Annotated in this window: 24 protein-coding genes and 5 pseudogenes; 13 read left to right on the forward strand and 16 right to left on the reverse strand. The window is 71.5% G+C overall.

What is annotated here, in order from left to right; translation table 11 throughout:
- Positions 1 to 11: 11 nt before the first annotated feature.
- Positions 12 to 665, reverse strand: coding sequence for a Tat pathway signal sequence domain protein (locus tag ABZV31_RS06020; protein WP_355888695.1), 654 nt, complete (start codon positions 663 to 665; stop codon positions 12 to 14).
- A 684-nt stretch (positions 666 to 1,349) separates the two neighbouring features.
- Between ABZV31_RS06020 and ABZV31_RS06025 the strand changes: the two genes are divergently transcribed.
- Together ABZV31_RS06025 and ABZV31_RS06030 are read left to right on the forward strand one after the other, a co-directional pair.
- A complete protein-coding gene (locus ABZV31_RS06025) occupies positions 1,350 to 2,060 on the forward strand; it encodes a DUF6230 family protein (protein ID WP_355889030.1) in 711 nt (236 codons plus the stop codon).
- A gap of 4 nt (positions 2,061 to 2,064) precedes the next feature.
- Complete coding sequence (locus tag ABZV31_RS06030; RefSeq protein ID WP_355888698.1) at positions 2,065 to 2,568, forward strand: DUF6114 domain-containing protein; 504 nt, start codon at positions 2,065 to 2,067, stop codon at positions 2,566 to 2,568.
- A gap of 97 nt (positions 2,569 to 2,665) precedes the next feature.
- Here the strand turns inward: ABZV31_RS06030 and ABZV31_RS06035 are convergent.
- A pseudogene (locus tag ABZV31_RS06035) lies at positions 2,666 to 2,863 on the reverse strand (hypothetical protein); the annotation flags it as partial.
- A 70-nt stretch (positions 2,864 to 2,933) separates the two neighbouring features.
- Positions 2,934 to 3,896, reverse strand: coding sequence for an ABC transporter substrate-binding protein (locus ABZV31_RS06040; RefSeq protein ID WP_355888701.1), 963 nt, complete (start codon positions 3,894 to 3,896; stop codon positions 2,934 to 2,936).
- A 316-nt stretch (positions 3,897 to 4,212) separates the two neighbouring features.
- On the opposite strand from ABZV31_RS06040, the pseudogene ABZV31_RS06045 reads away from it, so the two are divergent.
- Both ABZV31_RS06045 and ABZV31_RS06050 read left to right on the forward strand, forming a co-directional pair.
- Positions 4,213 to 4,716: pseudogene (locus ABZV31_RS06045) on the forward strand (ATP-binding protein); the annotation flags it as partial.
- Positions 4,713 to 4,811 (forward strand): annotated as a pseudogene (locus ABZV31_RS06050) (ATP-binding protein); the annotation flags it as partial. The pseudogenes ABZV31_RS06045 and ABZV31_RS06050, both read left to right, overlap by 4 nt.
- Before the next feature lie 71 nt (positions 4,812 to 4,882).
- Here ABZV31_RS06050 and ABZV31_RS06055 read toward each other — a convergent pair.
- The 3 genes from ABZV31_RS06055 to ABZV31_RS06065 are packed head-to-tail and all read right to left on the reverse strand — an operon-like array spanning position 4,883 to position 7,391.
- Positions 4,883 to 5,551 carry an ABC transporter permease gene (locus tag ABZV31_RS06055; RefSeq protein WP_355888702.1) on the reverse strand — a complete coding sequence of 223 codons (669 nt, stop codon included), beginning with the start codon at positions 5,549 to 5,551 and terminating at the stop codon, positions 4,883 to 4,885.
- On the reverse strand, positions 5,548 to 6,264 hold the full coding sequence (locus tag ABZV31_RS06060; RefSeq protein WP_355888705.1) for an ABC transporter permease subunit: 717 nt from the start codon (positions 6,262 to 6,264) through the stop codon (positions 5,548 to 5,550). Before ABZV31_RS06060 ends, ABZV31_RS06055 begins: the two co-directional genes overlap by 4 nt.
- Complete coding sequence (locus tag ABZV31_RS06065; protein ID WP_355888707.1) at positions 6,261 to 7,391, reverse strand: ABC transporter ATP-binding protein; 1,131 nt, start codon at positions 7,389 to 7,391, stop codon at positions 6,261 to 6,263. Before ABZV31_RS06065 ends, ABZV31_RS06060 begins: the two co-directional genes overlap by 4 nt.
- A gap of 128 nt (positions 7,392 to 7,519) precedes the next feature.
- On the opposite strand from ABZV31_RS06065, the gene ABZV31_RS06070 reads away from it, so the two are divergent.
- The gene (locus ABZV31_RS06070; RefSeq protein ID WP_355888709.1) at positions 7,520 to 7,693 is read left to right on the forward strand and encodes a hypothetical protein; all 174 of its coding nucleotides are present in this window, start codon (positions 7,520 to 7,522) and stop codon (positions 7,691 to 7,693) included.
- 60 nt (positions 7,694 to 7,753) lie between these two features.
- Here ABZV31_RS06070 and ABZV31_RS06075 read toward each other — a convergent pair whose 3' ends face one another.
- The 6 genes from ABZV31_RS06075 to ABZV31_RS06100 all read right to left on the reverse strand — a co-directional run bounded on the left by ABZV31_RS06075 (position 7,754) and on the right by ABZV31_RS06100 (position 12,741).
- Complete coding sequence (locus ABZV31_RS06075; protein ID WP_355888712.1) at positions 7,754 to 8,119, reverse strand: DUF6479 family protein; 366 nt, start codon at positions 8,117 to 8,119, stop codon at positions 7,754 to 7,756.
- 66 nt (positions 8,120 to 8,185) lie between these two features.
- Complete coding sequence (locus ABZV31_RS06080) at positions 8,186 to 8,716, reverse strand: hypothetical protein (protein WP_355888715.1); 531 nt, start codon at positions 8,714 to 8,716, stop codon at positions 8,186 to 8,188.
- Positions 8,717 to 8,963: 247 nt separating this feature from the next.
- Positions 8,964 to 9,371: a peptide-methionine (R)-S-oxide reductase MsrB gene (gene msrB / locus ABZV31_RS06085; protein WP_355888718.1), complete on the reverse strand. Its 408-nt coding sequence runs from the start codon at positions 9,369 to 9,371 to the stop codon at positions 8,964 to 8,966.
- A 14-nt stretch (positions 9,372 to 9,385) separates the two neighbouring features.
- Positions 9,386 to 10,774 (reverse strand): UDP-N-acetylmuramate--L-alanine ligase, encoded by a 1,389-nt coding sequence (gene murC / locus ABZV31_RS06090; protein ID WP_355888721.1) that lies wholly within the window; start codon positions 10,772 to 10,774, stop codon positions 9,386 to 9,388.
- Between the two features lie 74 nt (positions 10,775 to 10,848).
- Positions 10,849 to 11,304, reverse strand: a complete 456-nt coding sequence (locus ABZV31_RS06095) for an indole-3-glycerol phosphate synthase (protein ID WP_355888724.1) — start codon at positions 11,302 to 11,304, stop codon at positions 10,849 to 10,851.
- A 606-nt stretch (positions 11,305 to 11,910) separates the two neighbouring features.
- The gene (locus ABZV31_RS06100) at positions 11,911 to 12,741 is read right to left on the reverse strand and encodes a pyrimidine reductase family protein (protein ID WP_355888727.1); all 831 of its coding nucleotides are present in this window, start codon (positions 12,739 to 12,741) and stop codon (positions 11,911 to 11,913) included.
- 490 nt (positions 12,742 to 13,231) lie between these two features.
- Here ABZV31_RS06100 and zapE point away from each other — a divergent pair, with 490 nt between their 5' ends.
- The 5 genes from zapE to ABZV31_RS06125 all read left to right on the forward strand — a co-directional run bounded on the left by zapE (position 13,232) and on the right by ABZV31_RS06125 (position 19,350).
- Complete coding sequence (zapE, locus tag ABZV31_RS06105) at positions 13,232 to 14,344, forward strand: cell division protein ZapE (RefSeq protein WP_355888730.1); 1,113 nt, start codon at positions 13,232 to 13,234, stop codon at positions 14,342 to 14,344.
- Between the two features lie 702 nt (positions 14,345 to 15,046).
- Entirely contained in the window at positions 15,047 to 15,625 is a 579-nt protein-coding gene (locus ABZV31_RS06110; RefSeq protein ID WP_355888733.1) for a carbonic anhydrase, read from the forward strand.
- Between the two features lie 8 nt (positions 15,626 to 15,633).
- Entirely contained in the window at positions 15,634 to 17,091 is a 1,458-nt protein-coding gene (locus ABZV31_RS06115) for a SulP family inorganic anion transporter (RefSeq protein WP_355888736.1), read from the forward strand.
- 106 nt (positions 17,092 to 17,197) lie between these two features.
- Positions 17,198 to 18,226: a slipin family protein gene (locus ABZV31_RS06120; protein WP_355888739.1), complete on the forward strand. Its 1,029-nt coding sequence runs from the start codon at positions 17,198 to 17,200 to the stop codon at positions 18,224 to 18,226.
- Between the two features lie 197 nt (positions 18,227 to 18,423).
- Positions 18,424 to 19,350 (forward strand): PPK2 family polyphosphate kinase, encoded by a 927-nt coding sequence (locus ABZV31_RS06125; RefSeq protein ID WP_355888742.1) that lies wholly within the window; start codon positions 18,424 to 18,426, stop codon positions 19,348 to 19,350.
- A gap of 8 nt (positions 19,351 to 19,358) precedes the next feature.
- On the opposite strand, the gene ABZV31_RS06130 is transcribed toward ABZV31_RS06125, so the two are convergent.
- The gene (locus tag ABZV31_RS06130; protein WP_355888745.1) at positions 19,359 to 21,197 is read right to left on the reverse strand and encodes a caspase family protein; all 1,839 of its coding nucleotides are present in this window, start codon (positions 21,195 to 21,197) and stop codon (positions 19,359 to 19,361) included.
- A gap of 2 nt (positions 21,198 to 21,199) precedes the next feature.
- On the reverse strand, positions 21,200 to 21,586 hold the full coding sequence (locus ABZV31_RS06135) for a hypothetical protein (protein WP_355888748.1): 387 nt from the start codon (positions 21,584 to 21,586) through the stop codon (positions 21,200 to 21,202).
- 430 nt (positions 21,587 to 22,016) lie between these two features.
- Here ABZV31_RS06135 and ABZV31_RS06140 point away from each other — a divergent pair.
- Both ABZV31_RS06140 and ABZV31_RS06145 read left to right on the forward strand, forming a co-directional pair.
- A pseudogene (locus tag ABZV31_RS06140) lies at positions 22,017 to 22,190 on the forward strand (Rieske 2Fe-2S domain-containing protein); the annotation flags it as partial.
- Positions 22,191 to 22,274: 84 nt separating this feature from the next.
- On the forward strand, positions 22,275 to 23,117 hold the full coding sequence (locus ABZV31_RS06145; protein WP_355888751.1) for a polysaccharide deacetylase family protein: 843 nt from the start codon (positions 22,275 to 22,277) through the stop codon (positions 23,115 to 23,117).
- Positions 23,118 to 23,411: 294 nt separating this feature from the next.
- Here the strand turns inward: ABZV31_RS06145 and ABZV31_RS06150 are convergent.
- Both ABZV31_RS06150 and ABZV31_RS06155 read right to left on the reverse strand, forming a co-directional pair.
- Positions 23,412 to 24,053 (reverse strand): annotated as a pseudogene (locus ABZV31_RS06150) (ABC transporter); the annotation flags it as partial.
- Entirely contained in the window at positions 24,050 to 24,916 is an 867-nt protein-coding gene (locus ABZV31_RS06155) for an ATP-binding cassette domain-containing protein (RefSeq protein ID WP_355888753.1), read from the reverse strand. The gene ABZV31_RS06155 and the pseudogene ABZV31_RS06150, both read right to left, overlap by 4 nt.
- A gap of 117 nt (positions 24,917 to 25,033) precedes the next feature.
- Here ABZV31_RS06155 and ABZV31_RS06160 point away from each other — a divergent pair, with 117 nt between their 5' ends.
- Complete coding sequence (locus tag ABZV31_RS06160; protein ID WP_355888756.1) at positions 25,034 to 25,753, forward strand: aminoacyl-tRNA hydrolase; 720 nt, start codon at positions 25,034 to 25,036, stop codon at positions 25,751 to 25,753.
- The last annotated feature ends 471 nt before the right edge of the window (positions 25,754 to 26,224 follow it).

Genomic DNA, 26,224 nt, shown 5'->3' on the forward strand with positions numbered 1-26,224 from the left:
TGCGTGAGTGGTCAGTTGACGTAGACGGTGGCGCCCGAGTCGCTCACCGGGGCGTACTTGGCGGTGAAGTAGCCGTTGCTGAAGCACAGCGACGAGCCGGACGTCTTCGTGAACTGCTGGTTGGTGAAGGTGATGCTGTTGTCGGCGTTGTCGGTGGTGCCGTTCAGGCTGGGGGCCTGGTAGACACAGGTGACGCTGCCCAGCAGGGTGCGCAGCTTGACCGTGGTCTGGATGGTGGAGCCGCTCGCGGGCGTCACGGTGAGGGTGCCGTCGGAGGTCACGGTGGTGGTGTACGGCAGGTTGTCGACCGTGATGCTGGTGACGCCGAGCACGCCGGTGACGTTGCTGGTGCAGCTGCTGCTGTCGAAGGTGTGCGCGCTCACCGACTCGGTCGCCGTGCCGGGAGCGGCGGGGTTGTCGGTGACGGTGGCGGTGAAGGTCGACGAGGTGCAGGAGACGCCGCTGGTGCCGGTCGCGCTGGAGTAGAGCGTGGCGCTGGTGCCGGCCGCCAGGGGCGCGGTGAGGACGTCGCCGACCGCGACAGGCGTGCCGCCGGTACCGCCGGTGGTGAGCACCGCGCTGTCGTCCGCGTAGGCGGGGCCGACCGCCGGGAGCGAGAGTGCGGCGACCGCGGCGACGAGGGCGAGGAGGGAGCGCGTACGCATGCGGGTACCTCGTTTCTGGAGTGGGGGGCTGGATGAGGTGAGCGGACGCCGGAGGGGCGTCCGCCGTCACAGGCCCGTCACGCCTTCTCCGTACGTGACGGACCGGCAACGGCAGTCGGCCGGTGACCGGCCGAAGGCCTGGGGGAAGGCCTCCGGCCGGGCCGGGCATGAGGCGGCGACCGGATCGGACCAGCCAAGGGGGGAAGGGTCCGCACCGGTGCCACGGGGATCGCGGAATTCGTTGTCGGCGCCGTGAAGAGCGCGCCCTGAAAAGAGAATCCGGGAAGGAACGCGGCATGCCGCGCGGCGGATCCGGCGCCACGGATCCGGGGGTAGCCAGGCAAAGTTGTAGACCCGTGGATCCGTCAACGTCAAGGCAAATCAAGGAAGTTGGTGCGCACGCTGGGGCATTGCGAGACCCGTGGGAACTCCCACCGGGGTTCCGCGGACGCCCTGCGGAACCCTTACTGCCACAGGTGACACACAACCAACACCTTTCTCTCACAAGCACCTTGACCCCTGAATGTAACCACCGGTAACTTTTTCGACGGCTACTGCGGCGTAACGAGAAAGCCCTGGCATCCGCCGGGAGGTGCGGGACGCGTGCGCCGCAACCGGCTGTCCGCGCCAGGACAACGGGCCGCTGAACTCCGACCAGCATTGACTATGCCCATGGGAGCAGACATGGCCTCGTCCTCGGACATCACGCCGCCCGCCGACAACACCCCCGAGAACACCGAAAGCGGTTCCGTCGGCGCACTGTCCGACATATCCGATGCGTTCGAGACTCCCGGAGGCACGGAGAGACGCGGCCGGGTCCGGCTGCGCCGCACCGCGGTCATGGCCGTGCCGGCCACCCTGGTCGCCGCGGGCCTGGCGATCCTCACCGCACAGGGGGCGCTGGGGGTGCAGTTCGCGATCTCCGGGATGCCGTTCACGGTCACCGCGACCGAGTTGAACGGCACCGGCTTCGAACAGTTCGGCGGCCTGGACAACATGGCCGACGACAGCCCCAACGCAGGTGACACCGGCGGCCAGGTGCTCGTGGTGACCTCGGCGATCAAGAACGCGACACTGACCAAGCTGTGCCAGAGCGTCGACCTCGGCGGCACCAACCTGCTCATCACCGCGGGCGGCGGCGCGGACAAGGTGGTCGCGAGCGACCTGACGACCGACTCGACCGTGCTGACGGGCGACGCCGCGTTCAACAACATCGTAATCGGCAACGACGCGAGCACGCTCACCAAGGCCGGGGTGCAGGGTCCGAAGGGCGTGTTCAGCCAGCAGGCGGACACGGTCCACATCGCGAACCTCAGGCAGACCAACTACGCCACGACGGCAGGCGTGTTCAAGCTGCCGGGTCTGAAGCTCCGCTTCAGCGATTCGGGTTGCTGAGCCGATGTCGGACGACGCCGTACGACCGGAGACGCCGGGCACGCCACGCCCGGGCCTGAGGCCCGCATTCCGCCGTTGGCGGGCCCACCGTCCGTTCTGGGGCGGGCTGCTGCTCACACTGGGCGGGGCGGAGATCCTGCTCACCGAGAAGGCGTCGCTGAAGGTCGTCCTGAACATCGGCATGCAGGGCCTGGCCGGCTATCTGCTGCCCACACTGATGGTGCTGTGCGGGCTGCTGACCCTCTTCAACCCGGCCCAGCGCCTCTTCTACTCCCTCACCGGCATCCTGCTCTCCCTGGGCAGCTGGCTCACCTCGAACCTGGGCGGCTTCTTCCTCGGCCTCCTCCTCGGGGCCATCGGCAGCTGCCTCACGTTCGGCTGGCTCCCGGACCAGGAGCCGCGGCGCGGTCGCCGACAGCGACGGAGGCAGGAGCGGACCAAGGCCACTCAGGTGCCGGCCGTGGCCGTCCCGGAGCCGTCCCCGTCGCCTGCGGCCCGGGTCGACTGAAGGAAGGGCCGTCGGGCCGACGGGGGGCCGCCGGCCCGACGGGGCGAGCCGCCGAGCCGACGGGCCGGGCCGGCGGGGCCGACGGCGCGGGCCGCGCCGCGGGCAGCGCGCCGCCGACCCGCTCCGCGAGCCCGGTGACATCGCTCTCGCCCTGGGCCAGCGCCCACACGATGTGCAGCCGGGCCTGCCAGGAGCGCCGGGCCTGGTCGAGCGCCTCGGGTGGTACGACGGGCGTGGCCGCGGCGTCGGCGAGCCTGACCACCACAGCGATGTCGAGACCGCGGCCGTCCAGCACGACGCGGGTGTCCCCGGCGTCCGGGGGCACCCGCGTCGTGCCGTTCGCGGTCGTGTCCAAGTGCGGTGCGTCAGTCGAGGCCGGCGGACTTCAGCCAGGCCTTGGCGACGTCCAGCGGGTCCTTGTTCTGCGACTGCACCTGGGTGTCCAGGTCCAGCAGGGTGGCCGTGTCCAGCTTGGCGGAGACCGCGTTGAGCGCGTCGACGCCCTTCTGGGACAGGCCGGACTTGTAGACGAGCGGCTGCACGTTCTCGAACCCGAAGAGGTTCTTCGGGTCCTGCAGGACGACGAACTTCTCCTTGGTGATGGTCGGGTCCGTGGTGAAGATGTCCGCGGCCTGCACGGTGTTCTTCTTCAGCGCCGCCTGGGTCAGCGGACCGCCGGCGTCCAGCGCCTTGAAGGACTTGAACTCGAGCCCGTACACCGCCTTCAGGCCCACCAGGCCCTGCTGCCGGGTCTGGAACTCCGGCGAGGCGCCGATGACCAGGTCCTTGGCGATGTCCTTCAGGTCCGCGATGGAGGACTTCTCGGTGAGGTTGTACTTCTTGGCGGTGTCCGCGTTGAGGGTGACGGAGTCCTTGTCCTGCGCGGGCGCCGGCTGAAGCAGCGTGAGCTTGGAGTCGAGCTTGGCGTTGATGGCGGCCGTCGTGGCGGCGACCGTCTTCGGGGTGGCGTTCTTGTCGAGGTAGGCCAGCAGCGCGCCGTTGTACTCGGGCAGGACGGTGATGGAGCCGTTCTTGAGCAGACCGTAGGTGGTCTCGCGGCTGCCGATGTTGGGCTTGTAGGTGACCTTGATGCCCTTGGCCTTGAGGGCCTCGCCGTAGATGTCGGCGATCAGGATGCTCTCGGCGAAGTTGTTGGAGCCGACGACGACGCTGTTGCCGCTGACCTTCTCGCCCGAGAGCGGATTGTCGGACTTGTTGTCGGAGGACGACGAACACCCGGCGACGAGCGCCGCGGTGGCGGCGAGTGCGACGGCGGCCGCGCCGGTGTGTCTCGTGCTTGACCTGGTGCTCTTCGCGTAAGAAGTCACAATTCCCGTTCCGGGCTAAGGTTGGTGAGGAGCAGGGCGATGGCAGGAGCGCGCAGGGTGCGGGCACCGCACTTTGCTGATCCAATCCAGCCGGTTCTCGGTCAGTCAAGAGCAGTCGGGTCACCGATTGGCTTCGAAGCGTGTCCAGTTGTAGAGGCGAAGCGGTTGCTTTGTAACGGGTTCTTGCCACGGGACGAGGCGAGCGGCGCTTCGAAGAGGCGGTAGATTCATGGCGTCAGCCACAGTGGTGTGCGGGGGCCGCTTCGGTGTCGTTACGCATCATCTCGGGTGGAGACACTCCTACGTAGGAGGCCCGGTGTCCACGAACGAGGTGGACGCACCCGCCCGCCCGGCCCCGCCGCCACCCAGCGGTGGCTTACGGGGCTTCGCCGACCGGTGGCCCTTCCGGCGCAAACTCAATGTCCTGGTCGGCGTACCGCTCGCCGTGGTCGCCGTGCTGCTCACCTACCTCATCGCCGACCGGGTCGGCCAGGCCCGGCAGGTGGCGTCCGCGGCGCGGCTCGTGCGCGACAGCGCCCAGGTCGCCGCCCTCGTCGACCGGGTGGAGGCCGAGCACCAGCAGGCCATCCTGCTCTCCGTGCGCTACGAGGCCATGGGCGGCGGCGGCAGCAGGCCCTCGCTCGCCGCCTACCGCAAGGCGCAGTCCGCGGTGGACGCCCAGGTCGACAGGGTGCGCCGGACGTTCGGCCACCGGCTGCCGGACACCGAGGCGCAGGCCCTGAAGGAGATCGAGGGCCTGACCAGCCTGCGCGAGACCGTCGAGCAGAGCCATCTGCCCGCCGACAACATCGACCCGGCGTCCCGGTGGTCGTCTTCGACGCCGGCGAGCGCGGCTCGGTGCGGGACGCGCTGCTGGTCGTAGTGGAGTTGGCCCTGGCCCGTACCGAGGGCTGACGCGACGAACGAGCGGGCCCGGGGCGATGGAGGAACCGCCCCGGGCCCGCGGCCCTGTACTGCGCCGGGCGCTAGGCGCTCCGGCGCACCCCCGGCGACACCGCGAGCCGTGCGATCGCCCAGAACACCGTGAGCGTCGCCAGAGCCAGCACGGCGACCAGCGTGGCGCCGCCCACGACCTTCTCGTAGTTGCGCTGGTAGAGACCGTCGACGATGTAGCGGCCGAGGCCGCCGAGGCTGACGTACGCGGCGATAGTGGCCGTGGAGACGATCTGGATGGCCGCCGAGCGCAGGCCGCTGAGGATCAGCGGGAGCGCGACGGGCAGTTCGACCTGGAACAGGATTCGCGGCTCCGGCATGCCCATGCCCCGGGCGGCGTCCACCGGCGAGGGGTCGACGGAGCGCACCGCCTCGTACGTCGTCACCAGGATCGGCGGGACGGCGAGGACGACCAGCGGGATCATCACGGGCACCATGCCGAACCCGAGCAGGATGAACATCAGCACCAGCAGGCCGAAGCTGGGCAGAGCCCGCCCGGCGGTGGCGATCAGGGCGAGGGTGTTGCCGCCGCGCCCGGTGTGGCCGGTGATCAGACCGATCGGCAGTCCGATGGCGGCGGCGATGCCGAGCGCCATCAGCGAGTACTGGATGTGCTCCCCCACCCGCGTGGGGATGCCGTCGTAGCCGTGCCATTGGGCGCCGTCGCTGAAGAAGGCGTTGACGAAGTGGAGTACGTTCACCGGACGGCGTCCTCCAGGGCGGCCACGGCCACATCGGGCCGGGCCTCGGCGGCCTTCGGTTTCGCGCGGCGCGTGCCGCGCGGCATCCAGGGGGTGAGCAGGAGGCGTACGAGGACGAGCACGGCGTCGGCGAGGATGGCGAGGACGGCCGTGGTGACCACGGAATTCACCGCGAGCTCGGGCCGGTGGTAGATGTTCGCGTCGTTGAGCAGGTTCCCCAGCGCGCCCTGGTTGCCGATCAGCATGCCGACGCTGACGAGGCTGATGCTCGACACCACGGCCACCCGCAGTCCCGCGATGATCGCGGGCACCGCGATCGGCAACTGCACCTGGAGATACCGCCGTACGGGCCCGAAGCCCATGGCGGTGGCCGCGGCGAGCGTCTCCTGCGGCACCGAGCGGACGCCGTCGACGATCGCCGGGACGAGCACGACCAGGCTGTAGACGGCGAGCGGGATCATCACGGTGAGCTCGGTCTGGCCGGTGTAGTCGATGAGGACGACGAAGAAGGCCAGCGACGGGATGGCGTACAGGACGGTCGTCACGCCCAGCACGGGCGGGTACAGCCAGCGGAACCGCACGCACAGCTGCGCGATCGGCAGGGCGGCGACCAGTCCCGCGAGGACGGGCAGCAGGGCCTCGCGCAGGTGCAGGCCGATCAGGCCGAGCCAGCTGTGCTGGAGGTCGCTCGGGATGTCGAAGAAGCGGTTCATCCGGCGACCTTGGCGTCGGTGCGGCCGTCGGCGTGGGCCCTGCGGATCGCCTCGCCGATGGTCTGCTGCGAGACGACGCCCACCACCCGGCCGGTGCCGTCCACGCCGACCGCCCAGCCGGTCGGCGAGAGCACGGCGCCGTCGAGCGCGGCCCGCAGCGACTCCCTGCCGTACTCGAAGGGCCGCCCGTACGGCAGCAGTCGGGCGGGGTCCACCTCCCCGGCGGTCAGGTCGCCCGGCTCGCTCCAGCCGAGGGGCTTGCCCTCCAGGTCGGTGACGAGGAGGTACGGCACGTCCGCGGTGCCGCGGACGGCGATCTGCTCGGCGGTGGAGTCGACGGCGACGATCGGAGCCGTCTTCAACTCCAGCTCCCCGGAGGCGAAGAAGGACAGCCGGCGGATGCCGCGGTCGGTGCCGAGGAAGTCCTCGACGAAGGCGTCCGCGGGATCGGACAGCAGTTCGGCGGGCGGCGCGAACTGGGCGAGGCGGCCGCCGGTGCGCAGCACCGCGACCATGGTGCCGAGCTTGATGGCCTCGTCGATGTCGTGGGTGACGAAGACGATGGTCTTGCCCAACTCCTCCTGGATCCACAGCAGTTCTTCCTGCAGGCCCTTGCGCACCACCGGGTCGACGGCTGAGAAGGGCTCGTCCATCAGCAGCACCGGCGGATCCGCGGCGAGCGCGCGCGCCACGCCGACGCGCTGCTGCTGGCCCCCGGACAGCTGGTACGGGTATCGCTTGGCGAGCGAGGCGTCGAGCCCGACCCGCTCCATCAGCTCCGCCGCCCGTGCCCTGGCCTTGGCCTTGCTCCAGCCGAGCAGACGGGGCACGGTCGCGATGTTGTCGACGATGGTGCGGTGCTGGAAGAGCCCGGCGTTCTGGATGACGTAACCCATCGACCGGCGCAGGGTGTTGACGGGCTGTTTCTGGATGTCGACGTCGTCGAGGAGGATCGTGCCCTCGCTCGGCTCGACCATCCGGTTGATCATGCGCAGGGTCGTGGTCTTGCCGCAGCCCGACGGTCCGACGAGGACGGTGATCGAGCGGTCCGGGATCTCCAGCGAGAGCCGGTCGACCGCCACCGTGCCGTCCGGGTACCGCTTGGTGACTGAATCCATCCGTATCAAAACGCCGAACGCCCTTCGGGTCTGGCAGAAGCTGCCCGCTCTCGGCCACGGTCGCGCGGACCATTGCGGGGAGAGTCTAGACGCCTTGTGTTGCAGAACTTTGGCGGGCGACCCGCTGGGCACCGGACGTGACCGCACTGTGCCCGTCCTGGCGGGGCGGTGGGGCCGCGCAGATCATCATGGAGTCGGGGCAGCCCGTCATCTCCACGGGCGGCTGGTCGGCAGCATCTCCACGGGCGGCTGGTCGGCAGCGACAGCGCAGCGGCGGGCTGTACGACCTGGGACCCTCCGACGTCGGCTGAAACACACGCGAACGGGGCGGGCCACAAGGGCCCGCCCCGTTCGGGTGTGCGGCCGCGGGCTCAGGTGTGCCCGGGGCCGCCGCCGCCGAAGGATCCGCTTCCGCCCGGATACCAGCGGAGGCGGTGCTGGTCGTTGCTGCGCTTGGTTCCGGTGGCGTGGAGCTCATAGGGCATGAGCCGTTCCCCGTCGTCGGGGTGCACCTCATCGGGCTCCCGCATCTCCCTGATCTCGTGGATGGCCCCGGTGACCGGCAGATGCGGCTGCTCGGCGGCGGTGGGACGATCCGACTCGCGGCGCATCACGCCGATGCCCATCCGGACGGCCCAGACCAAGGCGCCGGCGATGACGAGTCCGCCGAGGAAGGCGCCGAAGGTGGCCCACAGGCGTGGCTCTGCGGCCAGTACGACGTAGGAGGCTGTGTCCATGTTATTTCCACCCGCCTCTACCGAGGAAAGCGTGGAGTGTCGGTGACGCCGGAAACGTCACCTGCATCACATAGTGTCGCACCGTCCCGGTCCGGCGCCAAACGCTGCGCCGGCCGGCCCGGGCAGCCGCCCGGCACCTGTCCGGCGACCCCGGCGGAGCAGGCCTGGGCGGGCGGCCGTCACATGCGCGTGCAGGTATGCACGGTCATGCTGCCGCTCGCGTCGAAGTGCCGGATGCGCAGCGCCGCCCTTGCTGGTGTAGTTCGCGTCGAGCCGCTGGCCGTCGCTCGTGTCCGCCTGGCCGGGCGGCTGCCAGGGCAGGAACAACGACACGGAGTCGCCGACCGACGCCGGCACGTTCTCGGCGGCCGCGTCGGTCAGCTCCTCGGGGCTACTCTTCGACTCGGGCACCCGCAGCGCCAGCCGCCCGCCCTGCGTGGCCCAGGTGCCGCCCCAGGTGTTCCCGCCACCACCCCAGTCCAGGGTCCAGACGCCGTCGGCGACGGTCACGGCGTACGTGCCTGTCTCCCCGTTCGTCGTCTCGGACTCGACCTTCCACTTGCCGCGCACGAACGCCGCGAACGCCCTGCCCGTCACCCCGGCCGACGCCGACGGGCTCCTGCTCGCCTGCCCGCCGACGACCTCACCGCCACCGGTGCCGTCGCCGCACGCAACGGGCCAGGCGCAGACGGCCGGTCTCGGTCAGCGGTGCATTACGGTGAGGCATGAGGGCCTTTCTGGTCGCTGGGGTAGATGTCGCAATCCGCACCAGGCCAGAAGGCCCTCACCCATTTCAAGATCACACGTCAGTGATCGCTGTCACCAACCTCCGTGGACAGAACATCTAGTCCTCGGCCGGCGCCAGTCGCAGCGCGATGCTGTTGATGCAGTACCGCTGGTCGGTCGGGGTGGGGTACCCCTCCCCCTCAAACACATGACCGAGGTGCGAGCCGCAGCGGGCGCACCGCACCTCGATGCGCACCATCCCGTGGGAGCGGTCCTCCAGCAGTTCCACCGCGTCGGAGTCCTTGGGGTCGTAGAAGGACGGCCAGCCGCAGTGGGACTCGAACTTCGTGTCCGAGGTGAACAGTTCGGCGCCGCAGGCACGGCAGGAGTAGACGCCCTTGGTCTTGGTGTCCGTGTACTCACCGGTGAAGGCGGGCTCCGTGGCGGCCCGGCGCAGCACGGCGTACTCGGCCGGAGTCAGCTCCGCGCGCCACTGCTCGTCCGGCTTCTCGACGTCGTACGACATGAGCCCTCAGCCCCTCACTTCGACAAACGGTCCAGGATGCGCGGACCGAGGTCCGTGACGTCGCCCGCGCCCATGGTGAGAACGAGATCCCCTGCCGTCGCCATTCCCGCGATCGCCTCCGGCACCTCCGCCTTGTCGTGGACCGCCGTCACGTCCGCGCCCGCCACCCGGGCCGCCTCGATGATCAGCTCGCTGGTGACACCGGGGATCGGGTCCTCGCGGGCCGGGTAGATGTCGAGGACGACCGAGGCGTCCGCGAGGGACAGCGCCTCGCCCATCTCCTTGCCCAGCTCCTGGGTGCGGGAGAACAGGTGCGGCTGGAAGACGACCAGGATCCGGGCGTCGCCCGCGGCCGCGCGCATCGCCTCCAGATCGGCGGCCATCTCCGTCGGGTGGTGGGCGTAGGAGTCGATCACCTGGACGCCGACCGCCTCGCCCTTGAGCTGCAGACGGCGCTTGACGCCCGTGTAGGCGGCCAGCGCAGGGGCCAGCTCGGCGGCCGGGACGCCCAGGGCCACGCCCGCTGCCAGCGCGGCGACGGCGTTGTGGGCGTAGTGGCGGCCGGGGACGGAGACCGTGAAGGTGAGCTCCTCACCGTCCAGCAGAACGGTGACCTCGCTCTTCAGGCCCTGCGGCACGACCGACAGGACCCGCACGTCGGCGTCCTGCGCCTCTCCGTACGTCACCGTCTTCACCGACCCGGCCAGGCGACGCGTCAGCTCCCGCGCGCCCTCGTGGTCCGCCGCGATCACCAACGTGCCGCCGGGCACGATCTTGCCGGCGAAGGTCTCGAAGGACTCATAGATCTCGTCCATCGAGGCGTAGTTGGCGTGGTGGTCGAGCTCGACGTTGAGGACGATGGCGACCTCGGGCGCGTACTTGTGGAAGCTGCGGTCCGACTCGTCCGCCTCGGCGACGAAGATGTCGCCCTCGCCGTGCAGCGCGTTGGAGCCGGGGGCGTCCAGGTCGCCGCCGATGGCGTACGACGGGTTCAGGCCGAGCTCCGTGAGCGAGACCGCCAGCATGGAGGTGGTGGTGGTCTTGCCGTGGGTGCCGGCGACCGCGATCGGGCGCAGGCCCTCCATCAGGGCGGCCAGCGCGTCGGAGCGATGCACCACCGGGATGCCCAGCTCGGCCGCGCGGGCCAGCTCCGGGTTGTCCTTGCGGATCGCCGAGGAGACGACCACGCAGCTCGCGTCGTCGGCGAGGTGCTCGGCCGCGTGCCCGATGTGCACGGTCACGCCCAGCGCCCGCAGGGCCTCCGCGGTCGCGGACTCCTTCGCGTCACTGCCCGCCACCTTGGCCCCGCGCTGCGCGAGGATCTTCGCGATGCCCGACATCCCGGCGCCGCCGATGCCGATGAAGTGCGGTCGGTCCATGGCGGTAGGAAGGCCGGGTGCCATGCGTGTCTCTCCCCAGGTGGTACGACGGGCGGTACGACGGTGAGCGCACCCCTGCGCGGGGGCGCCGCCCAAGCCTATGCCTTGCTGTGGGAGAAGAGCTTCAGCACCGGCACCCCGACCTTGTGCCGGGCCCGCGAGGCCCAGTCGCGGTGGAAGAACTCCTCCACGTAGTGCGGGTCGGTCAGGACGATCACCTCGTCGGCGTCGACCTCGCCGACCAGGGTCTTCAAGGCGTCCAGCGGATGGTCCTCGACGAGTCGCCCCTCGGCCTCGCTGCCCGCCGCGTGCAGGGCCCTGAGGGATACGTCCAGGGCCTGCGCCCCGGCGCCCTTCGCGGCCTCGCCCTCGGGGGTCTCGCGCTCGCGTGCCGCCTCGTCGAGTTCGCCGAGCGCGATGTCGTCGATGGCCCGCAGCAGGCGGTCCGCCTGGTCGCCGCGCGGCTGGAGCAGCACGTGGAAGAACACCGGCTCGTCCCCGTGCAAGGTGGTGACGAAGTCCACGTCGGCGGACGTCAGGGCTTTCTCGATCATCAATACGCTTGTGAACACCAGGCGCCCCTTCTCCTTGCGAGAGCCCGTGGGCCCTCTCTCCTCCGTGGGCCGTACCAGCCCCTGCGGAAACCATCCTGCCCCGTGATCGCACGGGTACTGCCGGATTCAGTGTGCCCGGGGCGGATAAGCGGAACGATTGATTCCGATCATGTCGGGACCAGTGGCCGCCGACGTCGGGACCCGTGGCCACCGGCAACGGGACCAGTGACCACCGGCGTCGGATCCGCGGCTGACGGCATGGGGACCCGCGGCCACCGATGTCGGGCCCCGCGGCCACCGGCGTCGGGACCAGTGACCACCGGCGTCGGATCCGCGGCTGACCGCATGGGGACCCGCGGCCACCGATGTCGGGCCCCGCGGCCACCGGCGTCGGCACCAGTGACCACCGGCGTCGGCACCCGCGGCCACCGGCGTCGGGCACCCGCGGCCACAGGCATCGGGGCCAGTGACCACCGGCGTCGGCACCCGCGGCCACCGGCGTCGGGCACCCGCGGCCACCGGCATCGGGCACCCGCGGCCACCGGCATCGGGGCCAGTGACCCGTCGGATCCGCGGCCGCTGACCGCCGATGCCGCCATCCGGCGGTCACGGCCGCCGGTACCGGCTGAAGAGGAAGCCCTCCTCCTCCAGCAGGGACGTCAGGGCGAAGCGCTGCGGAACCGTCACCGACGGTCCACCGGCGATGCGCTGCGCGTCGCCCGCGGTGAGCATCGGGGAGACGGTCAGGCACAGCTCGTCGAGCACCCCGGCCGCCACCATCTGGCCGAGCAGCCGCGGGCCGCCCTCGGTCAGCAGCCGGGTGTGGCCGAGCTCGGCCAGGGCCTGTACGGCGCGGGCGGGGTCCACACCGACGCCGTCGCCGGCGATCACCACCCGGGCGCCCGCCTTCTCCGCGGTCGCGATCCGGTCCGGGGCCGCCGCGGCGCCCGTCAGGATCAGCGTGGGCACCAGGGGCGAGGTGAAGAGCGGGAGCGAGAAGTCGAGCTCCAGGCTCGCGGTGACGACCGCGATCGCCGGGGCCGGTCCCTGCCCGGCCGCCGCCCGCATCGCCGCGAACTCCTCCCGCGCGCGGGCCGGGCGGTACCCCTCATGACGTACCGTTTCCGCGCCGACGACCACGACGTCCGCCAGCGCCCGTAGCGTGCCGAAGATCCGCATGTCGGCGGCGCTGGAGATGGGCTGCGAACGGCCCTCGTGCTGCGCGGCTCCGTCGAGCGTGGCCACCATGTTGGCCCGCAGCCAGGGCTCGCGGCCGCCGGGCCCGCGCTCCGGGTAGGCGTAGGCGGCGGCCAGCTCGGCAAGACTCCACTCCCGGTCCGCCAGGTCGGCGCCGGGCGCACTCACCTCAGTGGTTCCGTGCGTCCCACCGGGGGGCGGAGCTGCTGTCTGGTCGGCCACAGGGAACAGGCGTCGCATGCCGTGAGTGTTCCACGCCGCCGCAGGGCCCACCCGGCTGGTCCGGCCGGGATCGCGGGCGCTGGCACGCCCTCGCCCGAGCTCTTCGAGCAGGGGAACCTCCGGCGGAGTTGCCGTCGGTCGCCGACTCCCCCAGGCCGAGCCGAGCAAGGGGACCCGACCGCGTCGACCTCCGCGGCAGCGGCTGACGTGACGGCTCCCTCCGCTCCATCCGCTTCCTCCGCTCCATCCGCTTCCTCCGCTCCCTCCGCTTCCTCCGCCTCGCGGCCGCACGCGCACCGGACCCCACCGACTCTCACTGCACGGGAACCGCACACACACCTGACCCCACCAACCCTCACTGCACGGGAACCGCACACACACCGGACCCCACCAACCCTCACTGCACGGGAACCGCACACACACCTGACCCCACCAACCCTCACTGCACGGGAACCGCACACCCCCCGGTCCGGCCGGACCCGCCGGGCAGGCCCTAGCATGGGGAAGCGTGTCGTCCTCCACAGCCGCCTCCGGGCTCCGCTCCATAGCCGACGCGGCACCGCTGTCCCTGTGCGCGCGTGAGCCGCACGTCCCCGCGGACCGGCTGGTCGCCGAGATGGTGCCGCCGCCGCGCTTCGACTCGGTGCGGTTCGCCACGTACATCCCGGACCCGCAGCAGCCCAGCCAGACCGAGGCCGTGCGGGTGCTCGAGGACTTCGCCGCCGGGCTCGGCGGGGCGCACGCCACCGGCTCCGGCAAGCGCGGCTTCTTCGGCTTCGGCAAGAGCAGGAGCAAGGCCGCGAAGACACCGGCCGGCCCCCGTGGGGTCTACCTCGACGGCGGCTACGGCGTCGGCAAGACCCATCTGCTGGCCTCCCTGTGGCACGCCACGCCGGCCGAGCCCGCCCTCAAGGCGTTCGGCACGTTCGTGGAGCTGACCAACCTGGTCGGCGCCCTCGGCTTCCAGAAGACGGTGGAGACCCTCTCGGGCCACCGCCTGCTGTGCATCGACGAGTTCGAGCTGGACGACCCCGGCGACACCGTGCTGGTCTCCACCCTGCTCGGCAAGCTCGTCGACGCGGGCGTCGCGCTCGCCGCCACCTCCAACACCCTGCCGGGCAAGCTCGGCGAGGGCCGGTTCGCGGCCGCCGACTTCCTGCGCGAGATCCAGGGCCTGGCCGCCCACTTCCGCACCCTGCGCATCGACGGCGAGGACTACCGCCACCGCGGCCTGCCCGAGGCGCCGGCGCCGTACTCCGACGAGCAGGTGACGAAGGCGGCGTACGCCACCGAGGGCGCCTCGCTCGACGACTTCCCGCACCTGCTGGAGCACCTGGCCAAGGTCCACCCGAGCCGCTACGGCGCCCTGACCGACGGGATCAGGGCGGTGTGCCTGACCGACGTCCGGCCGGTGCCGGACCAGTCGACGGCGCTCCGCCTCGTCGTTCTCGCGGACCGGCTCTACGACCGTGAAGTGCCGGTGCTGGCCTCCGGGTTGCCCTTCGACCAGCTGTTCAGCGAGGAGATGCTGAACGGCGGTTACCGCAAGAAGTACTTCCGCGCGATATCCCGGCTCACCGCGCTCGCCCGGGACGCCAAGGCGCTCGTCGAGACCCGCTGACCGCCTCCTGCCCGAGCGGCACGTCCTGACCGAGAACCGGTTCGCGCCAACCCACCCTCACTTTTGAGGCTCTCTGCGACTCGAAGCGCCGGGTTAACCGTGCAAACGACTTTGCACGGCTACCGTGTCTCTTGACCAGTCGTTGACCAATCATTGGTCTGCGCTAGAGATGCGAATCGCGGGGAGGAGGCACATGTTCCGAGGCAAGGCGGCCCGGACCGCGATCGCGTTCCTCGCCGCCGTCCTGCTCGCCCTCCCGCTCTTCGCTCCGTCCCCGTCCTTCGCATCCGTCCTTCGCATCCGCGCACACGGTCCGTCAAGCCGAGGCCAAGGCCCGGACCGGAACCAAGCCCACCGGTACAGCCCTCCGCCACGAAACGGCCACGTTCCGCGACTGCGGGTCGGCCGGGAACCCGACCGGTCCCCTGCGCACCCGCGACCGTCACCGCGCCGCCGACTCCGCCCCCGAGGCGCCCGAGCGCTCCCCACTGAAGGAGGATCCCGCGGCCGCCCACGAGGCGGTCGCGCCCGGCGCCGCGCACTCCCGCACGTCGAGATCCTCGGCCGACCGCACCCCGGCCGCGCTCCAGGTCTTCCGCTGCTGAACGCAGAGCGGTTCTGCCCAGCAGCAGAGCAGTTCCCCCCACGTCTGCCGTGCAAGCCCGACGCGCCCCCACGGCGCGCCAGGAGGAGTCACCACACATGCAGCCCCTCATCGACAACGCCCGTACGTTCGGACAACGCCCTGAGGAGTTCGCCAAGCTCGCCGAAGGCCAGTCCCCGCAGGTGCTGTTCATCACCTGTTCCGACTCCCGGGTCGTTCCGGCCCTGATCACGGGCGCCCGCCCCGGCGAGCTCTTCGAGCTGCGCACCGCGGGCAACATCGTGCCCCCGTACGCCTCCGAGCACCCCACCAGCGAGGCGGCCACCATCGAGTACGCCGTGGAGGTGCTCGGCGTCCGGGACGTCATCGTCTGCGGCCACTCGCACTGCGGCGCCGTCGGCGCCCTCGTCCGGGGCGACGACCTCGAGGCCGTACCCGCCGTGCGGGACTGGCTGGCGCACGCGGCGCCGCGGCCCAAGGGGGCCGTCGAGGACCCGGCCGTCGCCGAGGGCGTGCAGGGCCACGTCCTGACACAGCTGCTGCGGCTGCGCTCGTACCCGTGCATCGCCGAGAAGCTGGAGAGCGGCCGGCTGAACCTGCACGCCTGGTACTACGAGGTGCACACCGGCGCCGTCCTGGCGCACCGCCCGCAGACCGACTCCTTCACGGCCCTGTGAGCGGCACCGTGACGACCAGGTTCCCTTTTCTGAAGGGGGACGTCGCCGCCTCCCTCGTCGTCTTCCTGGTCGCGCTTCCGCTGTGCGTCGGTGTGTCCGTCGCCTCCGGAGTCCCGGCCGAACTCGGCCTGGTCACCGGCATCGTGGGCGGCATCGTCAGCGGGCTGCTGCCCGGCAGCAGCCTCCAGGTGTCCGGTCCGGCCGCGGGTCTGACCGTGCTGGTCCTCGAGGCCGTCCGGGCGTTCGGGCTGCCCGCGCTCGGGGTGATCGTGACGGCCGCCGGGCTGCTCCAACTCGCGATGGGTACCGTGAAGCTGGGCCGCTGGTTCCGGGCCATCTCGGTCTCGGTGGTCGAGGGCATGCTGGCCGGCATCGGGCTCGTGATCATCGCCGGGCAGCTGTACGCGGCGGCGGGGCTGAAGGCCCCGGCCTCCGGACTCGGCAGGATCGCGGGGCTGCCGGAAGCGCTCGTCGACGCCCTCGGCAGCACCGAGGCCCTCGCCTCGCTCGCGGTCGGCGCGGGCACCGTGGCCGTGATCGTGCTGTGGAAGCGGATGCCGAAGCGGGCACAGGCGGTACCGGGAGCGCTGGCCGCGGTGCTCCTGGCCGCACTCGCCTCGCTCGCTCTCGGCCTGCCGGTCGCCGCGGTCGAGGTGAAGGGCCTGCTGGGGGCGATCCAGCCGCCCGGGGCGGACGCCTTCGGCGCGCTGGCGAACCCGGCGATCCTCGGTACCATCCTCGCCTTCGCGCTCATCGCCTCGGCCGAGAGCCTGTTCAGCGCGGCGGCCGTGGACCGGCTGCACGACGGGCCGCGCACCCGGTACGACCAGGAGCTGATGGCCCAGGGCGCGGGCAACGCCGTGTGCGGGCTGCTCGGCGCGCTGCCGATGACCGCCGTGATCGTGCGCAGCTCCGCCAACGTCCAGGCAGGCGCCCGCACCAAGGCCTCGCGGGTCCTGCACGGCGTGTGGCTGCTGCTGTTCGCGGCGCTGCTGCCGTCCGCCCTGGCGCTGACACCGCTGCCCGCCCTCGCCGGCATCCTCGTGCACGCCGGCTGGAAGCTGATCCCGTTCCGGCAGATCGTGTCGCTGTGGCGGGCGCACCGGGGCGAGGCGCTGATCCTGGTGGTCACGGCCGTGTCCATCGTCGCGGTGAACATGTTCGAGGGCGTGCTGATCGGCCTGGCCCTGGCGGTGGCCAAGACCGCCTGGGAGGCCTCGCACATGCAGCTGGAGGTCGTCGACAAGGGCGCCGGTCCCGTCCAGGCCCACCTGTCCGGCAACGCGACCTTCCTGCGGCTGCCGAAGATCCTCGACTGCCTGGAGGCGCTGCCCCGGGACCGGCCCGTCGAGCTGAACCTGTCCGGGCTGCACCATGTGGACCACGCCTGCCGTACGGCGCTGGAGAGCTGGGCCGAGCGGCACAGCGCGGCCGGGACGGAGCCGGTGAAGGTCAGGACACCGTAGCCGCACAACGATGCCCGGTCCGAGGCTCGCCCCGGCCTCGGACCGGGCATATCGTTGAAGCAGGCGCAAACGTGCGCACACGGACGGCTGGCAGGGGGTCGTCGTCATGGTTCAGGAGCTGGTGACCGCTGCGGTCGCCTTCGGCAGCGTCGGAGTCGTGTATATCGCGGCGGCGGCGCGGGTCGTGAAGCAGTACGAACGCGGGGTGGTGTTCCGGCTCGGCCGGCTGGCCGGTGACGTGCGCCGGCCCGGCTTCACGATGATCATTCCGTTCGTGGACCGGCTGCGCAAGGTCAACATGCAGATCGTCACGATGCCGGTCCCCGCCCAGGAGGGCATCACCCGGGACAACGTGACCGTGCGCGTGGACGCAGTCGTGTACTTCAAGGTCGTCGATGCGGCGAACGCGATCGTCCAGGTCGAGGACTACCGGTTCGCCGTGTCCCAGATGGCCCAGACGTCCCTGCGCTCGATCATCGGCAAGAGCGACCTGGACGATCTGCTGTCCAACCGGGAGAAACTCAACCAGGGCCTGGAGCTGATGATCGACAGCCCGGCCATCGGGTGGGGCGTCCAGATCGACCGCGTCGAGATCAAGGACGTCTCCCTGCCGGACACGATGAAGCGGTCCATGGCCCGGCAGGCGGAAGCGGACCGGGAGCGGCGGGCCAGGATCATCAACGCGGACGCCGAGCTCCAGGCGTCGAAGAAGCTGGCCGAGGCGGCACAGCAGATGGCGGACACGCCGGCAGCGCTGCAACTACGGCTGCTGCAGACGGTGACGGCGGTCGCCGCCGAGAAGAACTCCACGCTCGTGCTGCCCTTCCCGGTCGAACTGCTGCGCTTCCTGGAAAGGGCCCACCCGACACCACCGGAACCGAGTGCACCGCGCCCCGTCGGGCCGGCCGCCGACACGGCCGCGTCCCCGCCAGCCGGTCTCTCCGCCCACACCGACGCCACCACCGCCGCCGCGGTCACGCCCGTCAGGGACGCCGCCGACGCGGCCTCCCCCGAACCCCTCGCCCCCACCGCCGACACCGGCACACACGACACCGTCACCCCCACCCCCACCACCGACACCGACACCGACACCAGCACGCACGAGCCCGTCACCCCCACCGCCAAGCAGCAGTGACGCGTACTGCGCGCGCGGTTCCTTGCGCCCGCCCCCGCGCTGCACAGGTGCACCGTCAGCGGCCCGTGGCACAGGTGGCGGCGCCGGGGCTCGTCTCGGGGTGCGGGGACGACTCCGGGGGCTCGGTCGGGCGCGCCGTACGCGTCACCGCCGCTCCCGCGGCGCACGATCGGGGGAGCGGACGGAAGGGGTGTCGCGTGGCCGGGAAGAGCTCGACGAAAGCCTCAGAGCACGAGGACGCGAAGACGGGCCCGGAACACCGGTCCCCGAAGGGCACGGACGACGTCCCCCTCCGCGACCTGCTCCGCCTCCCCGTCGGCGAGCGGATCGATCTCTCCGCGTACGACGCGGCGGCCACCCCCGGCGGCCCCCGGAACAAGGCCGCCGGCCGCAAGTCGAACGCGCGGATGGGCAAGCCTCTCGCCGAGCTCCAGGAGCGGCTGTGGGCGGCGAGCACGGCCGGCGACCGGCGCCGGATCCTGCTGGTCCTGCAGGGCATGGACACCAGCGGCAAGGGCGGCACGGTCAAGCACGTCATCGGCCTGTTCAACCCCTCCGGCTGCCGCATCAAGGCCTTCAAGGCACCCACCCCCAGCGAGCGTAGCCACTCCTTTCTCTGGCGCATCCGCAAGGCGCTCCCCCACCCCGGCGAGATCGGCATCTTCGACCGCTCCCACTACGAGGACGTCCTCATCGCCCGCGTCCGCGAACTCGTCCCGCGCGCCGAGATCGAGGACCGCTACGCGCAGATCAACGACTTCGAGCAGTCCCTCACCGACGACGGCGTGACCGTGATCAAGTGCTTCCTGCACATCTCCTACGACGGGCAGCGGCGCCGCCTCCTCAGACGCCTCGACAACCCGCACAAGCACTGGAAGTTCGACCCCGCCGACATCGACGAGCGGGCCCGGTGGCCCGCCTACCAGGAGGCGTACGAGATCGCCCTGCACCGCTGCTCGACCCTGTGCGCGCCGTGGTACCTCGTCCCGGCCGACCGCAAGTGGTACCGCAACTGGGCGATCAGCCGCCTCCTCCTCGAACACCTGGAGGCGCTCGACCCGCAGTACCCGACGGCGGACTTCGACGTGGAGGAGTGCCGCGAGCGCCTGCTGAAGGAGTCCTGATCCGCGCGTCAGTCGAGCTTGCTCGCGACGAGGAAGGCTATGCCCAGGAGCGCGGCCACGACGAGTGCCGGTATGGCCAGGAGCTTCGCCGTCCAGGTCAGGGCCTTGGTGGCCGTGGTCGACGCCGACGTGTGGCGGTCGGGCCGCGCGCTCAGGTCGTAGGAGGCGACGGCGCCGAGGATGAGCACCGCCACCGCTGTGAGCAGGGACGTCACGAGGGGGTGCAGTGCCCCGGCATCCTGCACGTAGGCGGCGATGTGCCCGTGACGATCCGTCCTCCGGACCTTCACCGCCTCCATTCCTGCCACAGCGGCCTTGACGACCATGACCACGGAAGTGACGGCGAGCGCCAGCGCCGCGGTGGCCAGCGCGGGCGCGCGCAGTGAGACGTGCCGCTTCCGGCTCTCGGTCGGGGGCGGGGGAGGTTTCGGCGGCGGTGGAGGCTTCGGGGGCGGGGGAGGTTTCGGGGGCTGCTCCACGGGCGGGGGCGGGTGGAGAGTTGTCTGCGTTGCGGATGCCGAGGTCTCGTCGCGGGCGTCGCTCGGCACCACCTGGACCTCGGTCTGGGCGTCGCTCGGCATCACCTGGACCTCGGCGTGGAGCATCACCTCGCCGGCGACCCCCTTCAGCAGGATGTCGCCGCTCAGGTGTCCCGGCCTGGAGGTGTCGACGTGGACCTCCAGACCGTCGGCGGTCTTCTCGACCTGGAGCCAGTCGCTCTGGGAGCGTGGCTCGCAGCAGCGTGCCAGGGGCGGGCCGAGGAGCCTTACGGACCGGTGTGGCGGAGGAGAGCCCTGAGGCACCCGGCCGAAGTCCAGACTGGCGGGGGACGGGGACGGGGAGAGGGTGGTCTCCCTCAGGGCCCGGTCCGCCGCATCCGCGACGGCCTGGATGTCGTTGCGCGCCACACCTTCCAGAGCCTGCCGAGCTCCTTCGGCGACCGAGGGCCTGTCGTGCTTCAGACGTCCGCGCAGCTCTCCCACGGCACCGAGGCGGGCGTACATGTCGCTGCTGTTCAGGACGGTTTGCAGGGCGGCCGGGACGGGCGTGGGGTCGATCGTGATGCGGCAGCGGCGCCGACTGCGGGCCAGATGCATGCCTCCCTGCATCTCGGCGGTGCAGCTGGGGGTCTGGTTCGGGTTCTGCTCCCGGACGTGGTCGTAGACGTAGTCGTACAGCTCGTTGAGGGAGACCCAGCCGTCGCCGTCGCGGTCCGCCTCACCGCTCTTGAGGCCCTCAACCACCGCATGGGTGAACACGGAGGGCCGGGGCCGGGGAGCGGAGCCCTGGGCGAGATCGTTGCCCTCGAAGGCGTACTCCATGGAATTGGACGCCGTGATGACGGCCCAGCCCCGCCCGCCGCCGAGCTTGGTCCCCGCGAAGGAGTCGAGGACGTTCACGTCCCCGGCCGCGCGCACTCCGGACGAGCCGCGGGAGAAGGCGCCGCCGTAGCAGCAGTCGAGGAACAGCACGGTCCTGCGCGCCCGGGTGCGGAACATGCAGCGGCGGACGAACTGGGCCGAGACCGCCGTGGCGCCCAGCAGCCGCGGCTCGGTGTTGCCGGCCGCGAAGAACAGTTCCCCGGATTCGCTCTTCAGGCCGTGGCAGGAGAAATGCAGCAGCAGTGTGTCCTCGGGTCGGCCTTCGGAGAAGAACTCTTCGATGTGTCTCTCTATGACGTGGGACGGCTCATTTTTCACCACGTCCACGGCGAAGTCGCCGATCTGGGGATCCTGCAGGACATCGGCGAGGGCGACGGCGTCGTGCGCCGGCGCCTTCAGTTTCCTGAGTCCCGGATCCTGATAGCTGTCGTTGGCGATGATCAACGCCCGCCGGGATTCGCCCATGGTCAGGCCTCGGCGGCGGAATGCCGGCGGAGGAACACGTCGAACGCCTCCGCCACCTGCTCCGGCGTCGCCTCCGAGATCTCCAGGACGTCGCCGTCCATCGTCAGGCTCAGCGTCGGGCGGCTGTCCCGGCACCGGCCCCACCAGTCACGGACCACGGCCATCACCTGGTTCAGCGCGGTGGCGGCGCCGCCCAGGCTCACCAGCAGCGCTCCGATCTGGGTGACGTCCGCCGCCCGTGCGCCGGGCGGGACCTCTTCGCCGGGAAGAGCCGTCACGTCGTCCACGTCGAGCCGGAGCAGTTCCTCGCGGAGATATCCGGTCAGCTTCTCCACGCGCTCGGCTTCGGCTCCCTCCTCGGAAAGGAGGATCTGCAGCTGGTTTTCCACCGGTCGGCCCCTTTTGTTTACTCGTCGGGGCAGTGCGGCGTCGGAACCTTCGGCGGCTCCACGTCACGCTTTTACAGTCTCGCCCGTTCCCGGCGCGATGGCAAATCAAATGCGCGGAAGAATGCCGTACGAATTCCACCCGACCCAAAAGAAGTTGAGGCGAAAAGTTTCTCGCAATTCCGGCGCGAAACTCGGGCGGCGCTCCGCGTCCACCCGTGTGCGCACGGTCAGGTCGGCCCGGATGGGGCACCCGAGGGCCATGAGCGCGCACCGACACGTCAGTGGTTCGTACTGGCTTCAGACGGCTCCGGGGCCGACCCGTCCCGCGCTGGAGGAGGATCTCGACGTCGACGTGGCCGTCATCGGCGCGGGCGTGGCCGGGCTGAGCAAGGGCGTACGAGCTGACGCGGGCCGGGCTCGGCGTGGCGGCGGCACTCCGCACGCCCTCTCCGCCCGCTGCACCCACCTCGCTTGTCTGGTCTCCTTCAACTTCAACGCGGCCGAACGGGCCTGGGAGTGCCCCTGCCACGGCTCCCGCTTCGACAGGGACGGCAAGGTGATCCAGGGTCCGGCGACCCGGCCGCTGGAGCAGCGGGACGTGTGACCGTCCGACCGGGCGGCCGCCGGGCGGGTGACCGCGCCGCCGCGCCGCCGTTCATATGACCGGCGACCGTCCTACGTTCGTCCGGTGATCCCACTTGTACGACGTATCACCGCGGTCTGCGCCCTGAGCGCCGCCCTCGCCGCCTGCGGCACCGCCCAGACACCCCGTGCCGGCCGGCCGGCTCCCGCGAAGTCCACCGCCGCACCCTCCCGGCCGCCCACCCTCGCCCCCAGCCCCGGCGGCCTCACCCCCGTCTTCACCAACGGCCCGCGGACGAAGGGCAGGACGGTCGCGCTCACCTTCGACGCCGACATGACCGCCGACCAGGGGCCGCGCGCGGCCTCGGGCGAGCACTTCGACAATCCGGCACTCATCGCCACGCTGCGCGCGCTGAAGGTGCCGGCCACCGTGTTCATGACGGGCCGGTGGGCCGAGGAGTATCCGGACCAGGCCCGCTCCATCGGCCGGGACCCCCTCTTCGAACTCGCCAACCACTCCTACAGCCACTACGCGTTCACCGGCGACTGCTACGGCCTTCCGACCGTCTCCGCGGACCGGATGCGCGCGGACGTGGAACGCGCGTACACCGCCTTCCGTACGGCGGGCGTGCCGCATGCGATGCCGTACTTCCGGTTCCCCGGCGGCTGCTACGACCAGCAGGCGCTGCGTGCGCTCAGCGGCCTCGGCGTCACCGCGGTGCAGTGGGACGTGGTGAGCGGCGACGCGTTCGCGACGGACGCGGATGCCGTGGCCCGGCAGGTGCTGGACGGGGTCAAGCCGGGGTCGGTCGTCGTCATGCACTGCACCCGCAGCGCGGCCCCGACCACCGAGCGCGCCGTACGCACCGTCGTGCCGGCACTGCGCAAGAAGGGCTTCCGCTTCGTGAAGGTGTCCGAGCTGATCGCGGCGACGACCGGCAGGTCCTGACGGGACTGACGGACCTGACGGACCTGCGGTCAGGACTGCTCCTGACCGCTCCTGACCGCTCCTGACCGCTCCTGTCCGCTCCTGAGACTCCTACGCTGCAGACATGAGCGACGACTACTGCACCATCGACGCGACCAGGCCGCCCAAGGCCGACGGCCCGCCGTACGCGGAGTGCGTGCTGTGCCGGGAGCCGACGGAGTACCCGGAATCGTACAAGGGGATCACCCTCTGCCCCGCCTGCGAGTGGCAGGAGGCGCAGCGTACGGCCTGCTCAGGCTGATCTCCGCGCGGTGAGCTCGCGGCGACCGCGGCCGCCGCGACGACGACGGCCCCCGCCAGCGGCAGCAACGGCAGCGGGACCCGGCCCGACTGCGAGCCGGTGACCAGGCCGCTGACGGCCGCCTGCGCCGGGGAGCCCGTCAGCACCACCGACAGCAGCGCCGCCAGGAGCATCGCGGGCACCGCCCGGCCCGGCGAGCACAGCACCGGCCGGTTCGTGACCGCGCCGACGGACGTGCCGAGCAGGGCGCAGACCAGTGCGGCGAGCAGCCCCGCCGCGCCTGCCTGAAAGACCGGCACCCGGGTGCGGTGGTCGGCGCTCGCCGGGTCGTGGATCATCGTGACGACGACGGTCGCGGCCGTGCCCAGGGCCGCGGCCGCCGACAACGCCACCAGCAGACAGGCCAGGTGGGCCCGCGCCGGTCCGGCCGCCGCCGCGACGCAGCTGCGGGCCGCGGGCGGCTCGTTGGTCGCGCAGATCCGCACCAGCCAGGCGGCGACGGGCAGCAGGGCGGCTGCCGCATAGCCGAGCGAGTCGAGCACGGGCTGCCCGCTCTGCACTCCGACGGCCAGGAAGGCCGCGTAGAGGATGAAGGGCGGCAGCCAGCGCTGCGAGCGCACGAGGAGGGCGGCCTGGTAGCGGAGGAGGGCGGTCATCGGTGGCTTTCCTGGTCGGGGCTGCTGGGGCCGACACGGATCACGTGCCACGGCGGGCGGGCGGTCAGCAGGGCGCGAAGCAGGACGTCCGAGTGGGAGGCGGGAATGGCGAGCCGGTACGTGCCCGGCGCGGTCTCCTCGGCCGAGGCGACGGTCCGGTGCGCGTCGGCGGGGAGACGCCCGTCCGGCGGTCCCTGCACCTCGACGACTACGTGCCGCGCCGACGGTGACGCAGTCTTCTCGGCACGGCGGTCGAGGGCGCCGTCGCGCACGGCGTACGTCGCGTCGGGCGCCCCGGCGAGGCGGCGCGGATCATGGTCGACGAACACGACGGCCCCGCCGACCGCGGTCTGCTCGGCGACGGCCCGCTCCAGCTCGGCACGGGCGGGAGCGTTCAGCCCGGTCCACGCCTCGTCGAGCACGAGCAGCTCGGGCGCGGCGAGCAGGGCCTGGGCAACCGCGACCTTCTGGCTGCTGCCCTTCGACAGCTGCGCCATCGGCGTACCGGCATACGCGGCGGCCCCGAAGCGCTCCAGCCACTCGCCGGCGGCACGGGCGGCTGCCGTACGGGACAGGCCATGCACGGTGCCCAGGTGGGTGAGGTAGCCGGAGGCGGTGAACGGCAGCGCGGCCGGGAAGCGTTCGGGGACGTAGGCCGTGCGCGGACGGCCGGTGACCCGGCCCTCGGTGGGGGCGTCGATCCCGGCGAGCAGGCGCAGGAGGGTGGACTTGCCCGTGCCGTTGGCGCCCTCGAGGCGGGTCAGTGTGCCGGGGGCGATCGTCAGATGGACGCCGCGGAGGACCCAGGGGCCGCGCAGGCCGTAACGGCGGCCGACGTTGTGCAGCCGTAGCTCACGTTGCATGGGGGCATCTTCTCGTGCGGCGGATGGGGTCCCGGCCACAGCCTCCGCCTCCGTCTCCGCCTCCGAGGTGAGTCCGCTCCCGTAGGAACAGATCTTCGACCTGGCAGACTGAAAAGCGTGAGCAGTGACACCACGCCCGTGAGTGGCAGCCCCTTCCGGTCCGAGCCGAGACAGGCGCCGCAGTTCGTCCTGCCGCTGGTCGTCCGGATCGAGCGGGCCGCTCCTCCGCCCCGTACGGACGCGCTGGAGACCGCGGCCCGCGCGGTGCTGGTGATGCTGAGCGACGAGCGGTCGCTGGGCGACGGCGAGTGGGCGCAGGCGATACGCGACTGGCAGGACGCGCGGATCCGGAAGGTGGTGCGGCGGGCGCGCGGCGCAGAGTGGCGGCGCGCCGAGGCGCTGCCCGGCATCACGGTCACCGGCAAGTCGGCTGAAGTGCGGGTGTTCCCGCCCGTCCCGCTGGACGGCTGGCCCAAGGACCTGGCGAAGCTGCAGGTCTCCGGCACGGACCTCGACGATCCGGAACCACCCGCCGAGCCCGACCCGGGTGCCCCGGTGCTGTGGATGAGCCCCGACCTCGACATGTCCGCCGGCAAGGCGATGGCCCAGGCGGGTCACGGCGCCCAACTCGCCTGGTGGGAACTGCCGGACGAGGAGCGCGCCGCCTGGCGGGACGCGGGTTTCCCGCTCGCCGTCCGCACCGCCGACCCCGAACACTGGCGCCAACTGACCAGCAGCGGGCTGCCGTTGGTCCGCGACGCCGGCTTCACGGAGATCGCCCCCGGTTCCTGCACGGTGGTCGCCGACCATCCGGCACTGCGCCAGAGCCCGGCCTGACCAGTTTCACGCGAGAAGCCCCGGCCATCCGCCACGGGTGAAGGACGGACGGCCCTGGGCCGGTGGACCAGCTCCCGTCAGACCGCCTCGGGACCGCCGACCGGGGCCGCCGACCGGGGCTGCCGACCGGAGCGGGCGCCTGCGGGCTTGCGGGCGTAGGGGGGTGGGCACGGGTGCAGCGGCACACGAGCAGGATCCCGCTGGTGCCGGGCAGCAGCACGTCCTCTGTCCGACGGCACTCGTGGTGCAGGTTCGCGTAGCCCGGCCGCTGGGCCGGCGCGCACTCGGCAGACATGGTCGAGGTGTCGACGGCGTTCGTGCTCATCCGAAGATTCCTCCGCTGCCGACCGAGTTCAGCGCACGGGTCCGTTCGCGCATCGCCCTGAGCCACTCCTCGCCCGTGGCCGGGCGGACACGAGCGGGTTCGTTCGGCGTCCCACTTGCGCCCGCCGGCCACCGGCCTGAGCTGGA

Source organism: Streptomyces sp. NPDC005202, from assembly GCF_040608235.1.
Lineage (GTDB): Bacteria > Actinomycetota > Actinomycetes > Streptomycetales > Streptomycetaceae > Streptomyces.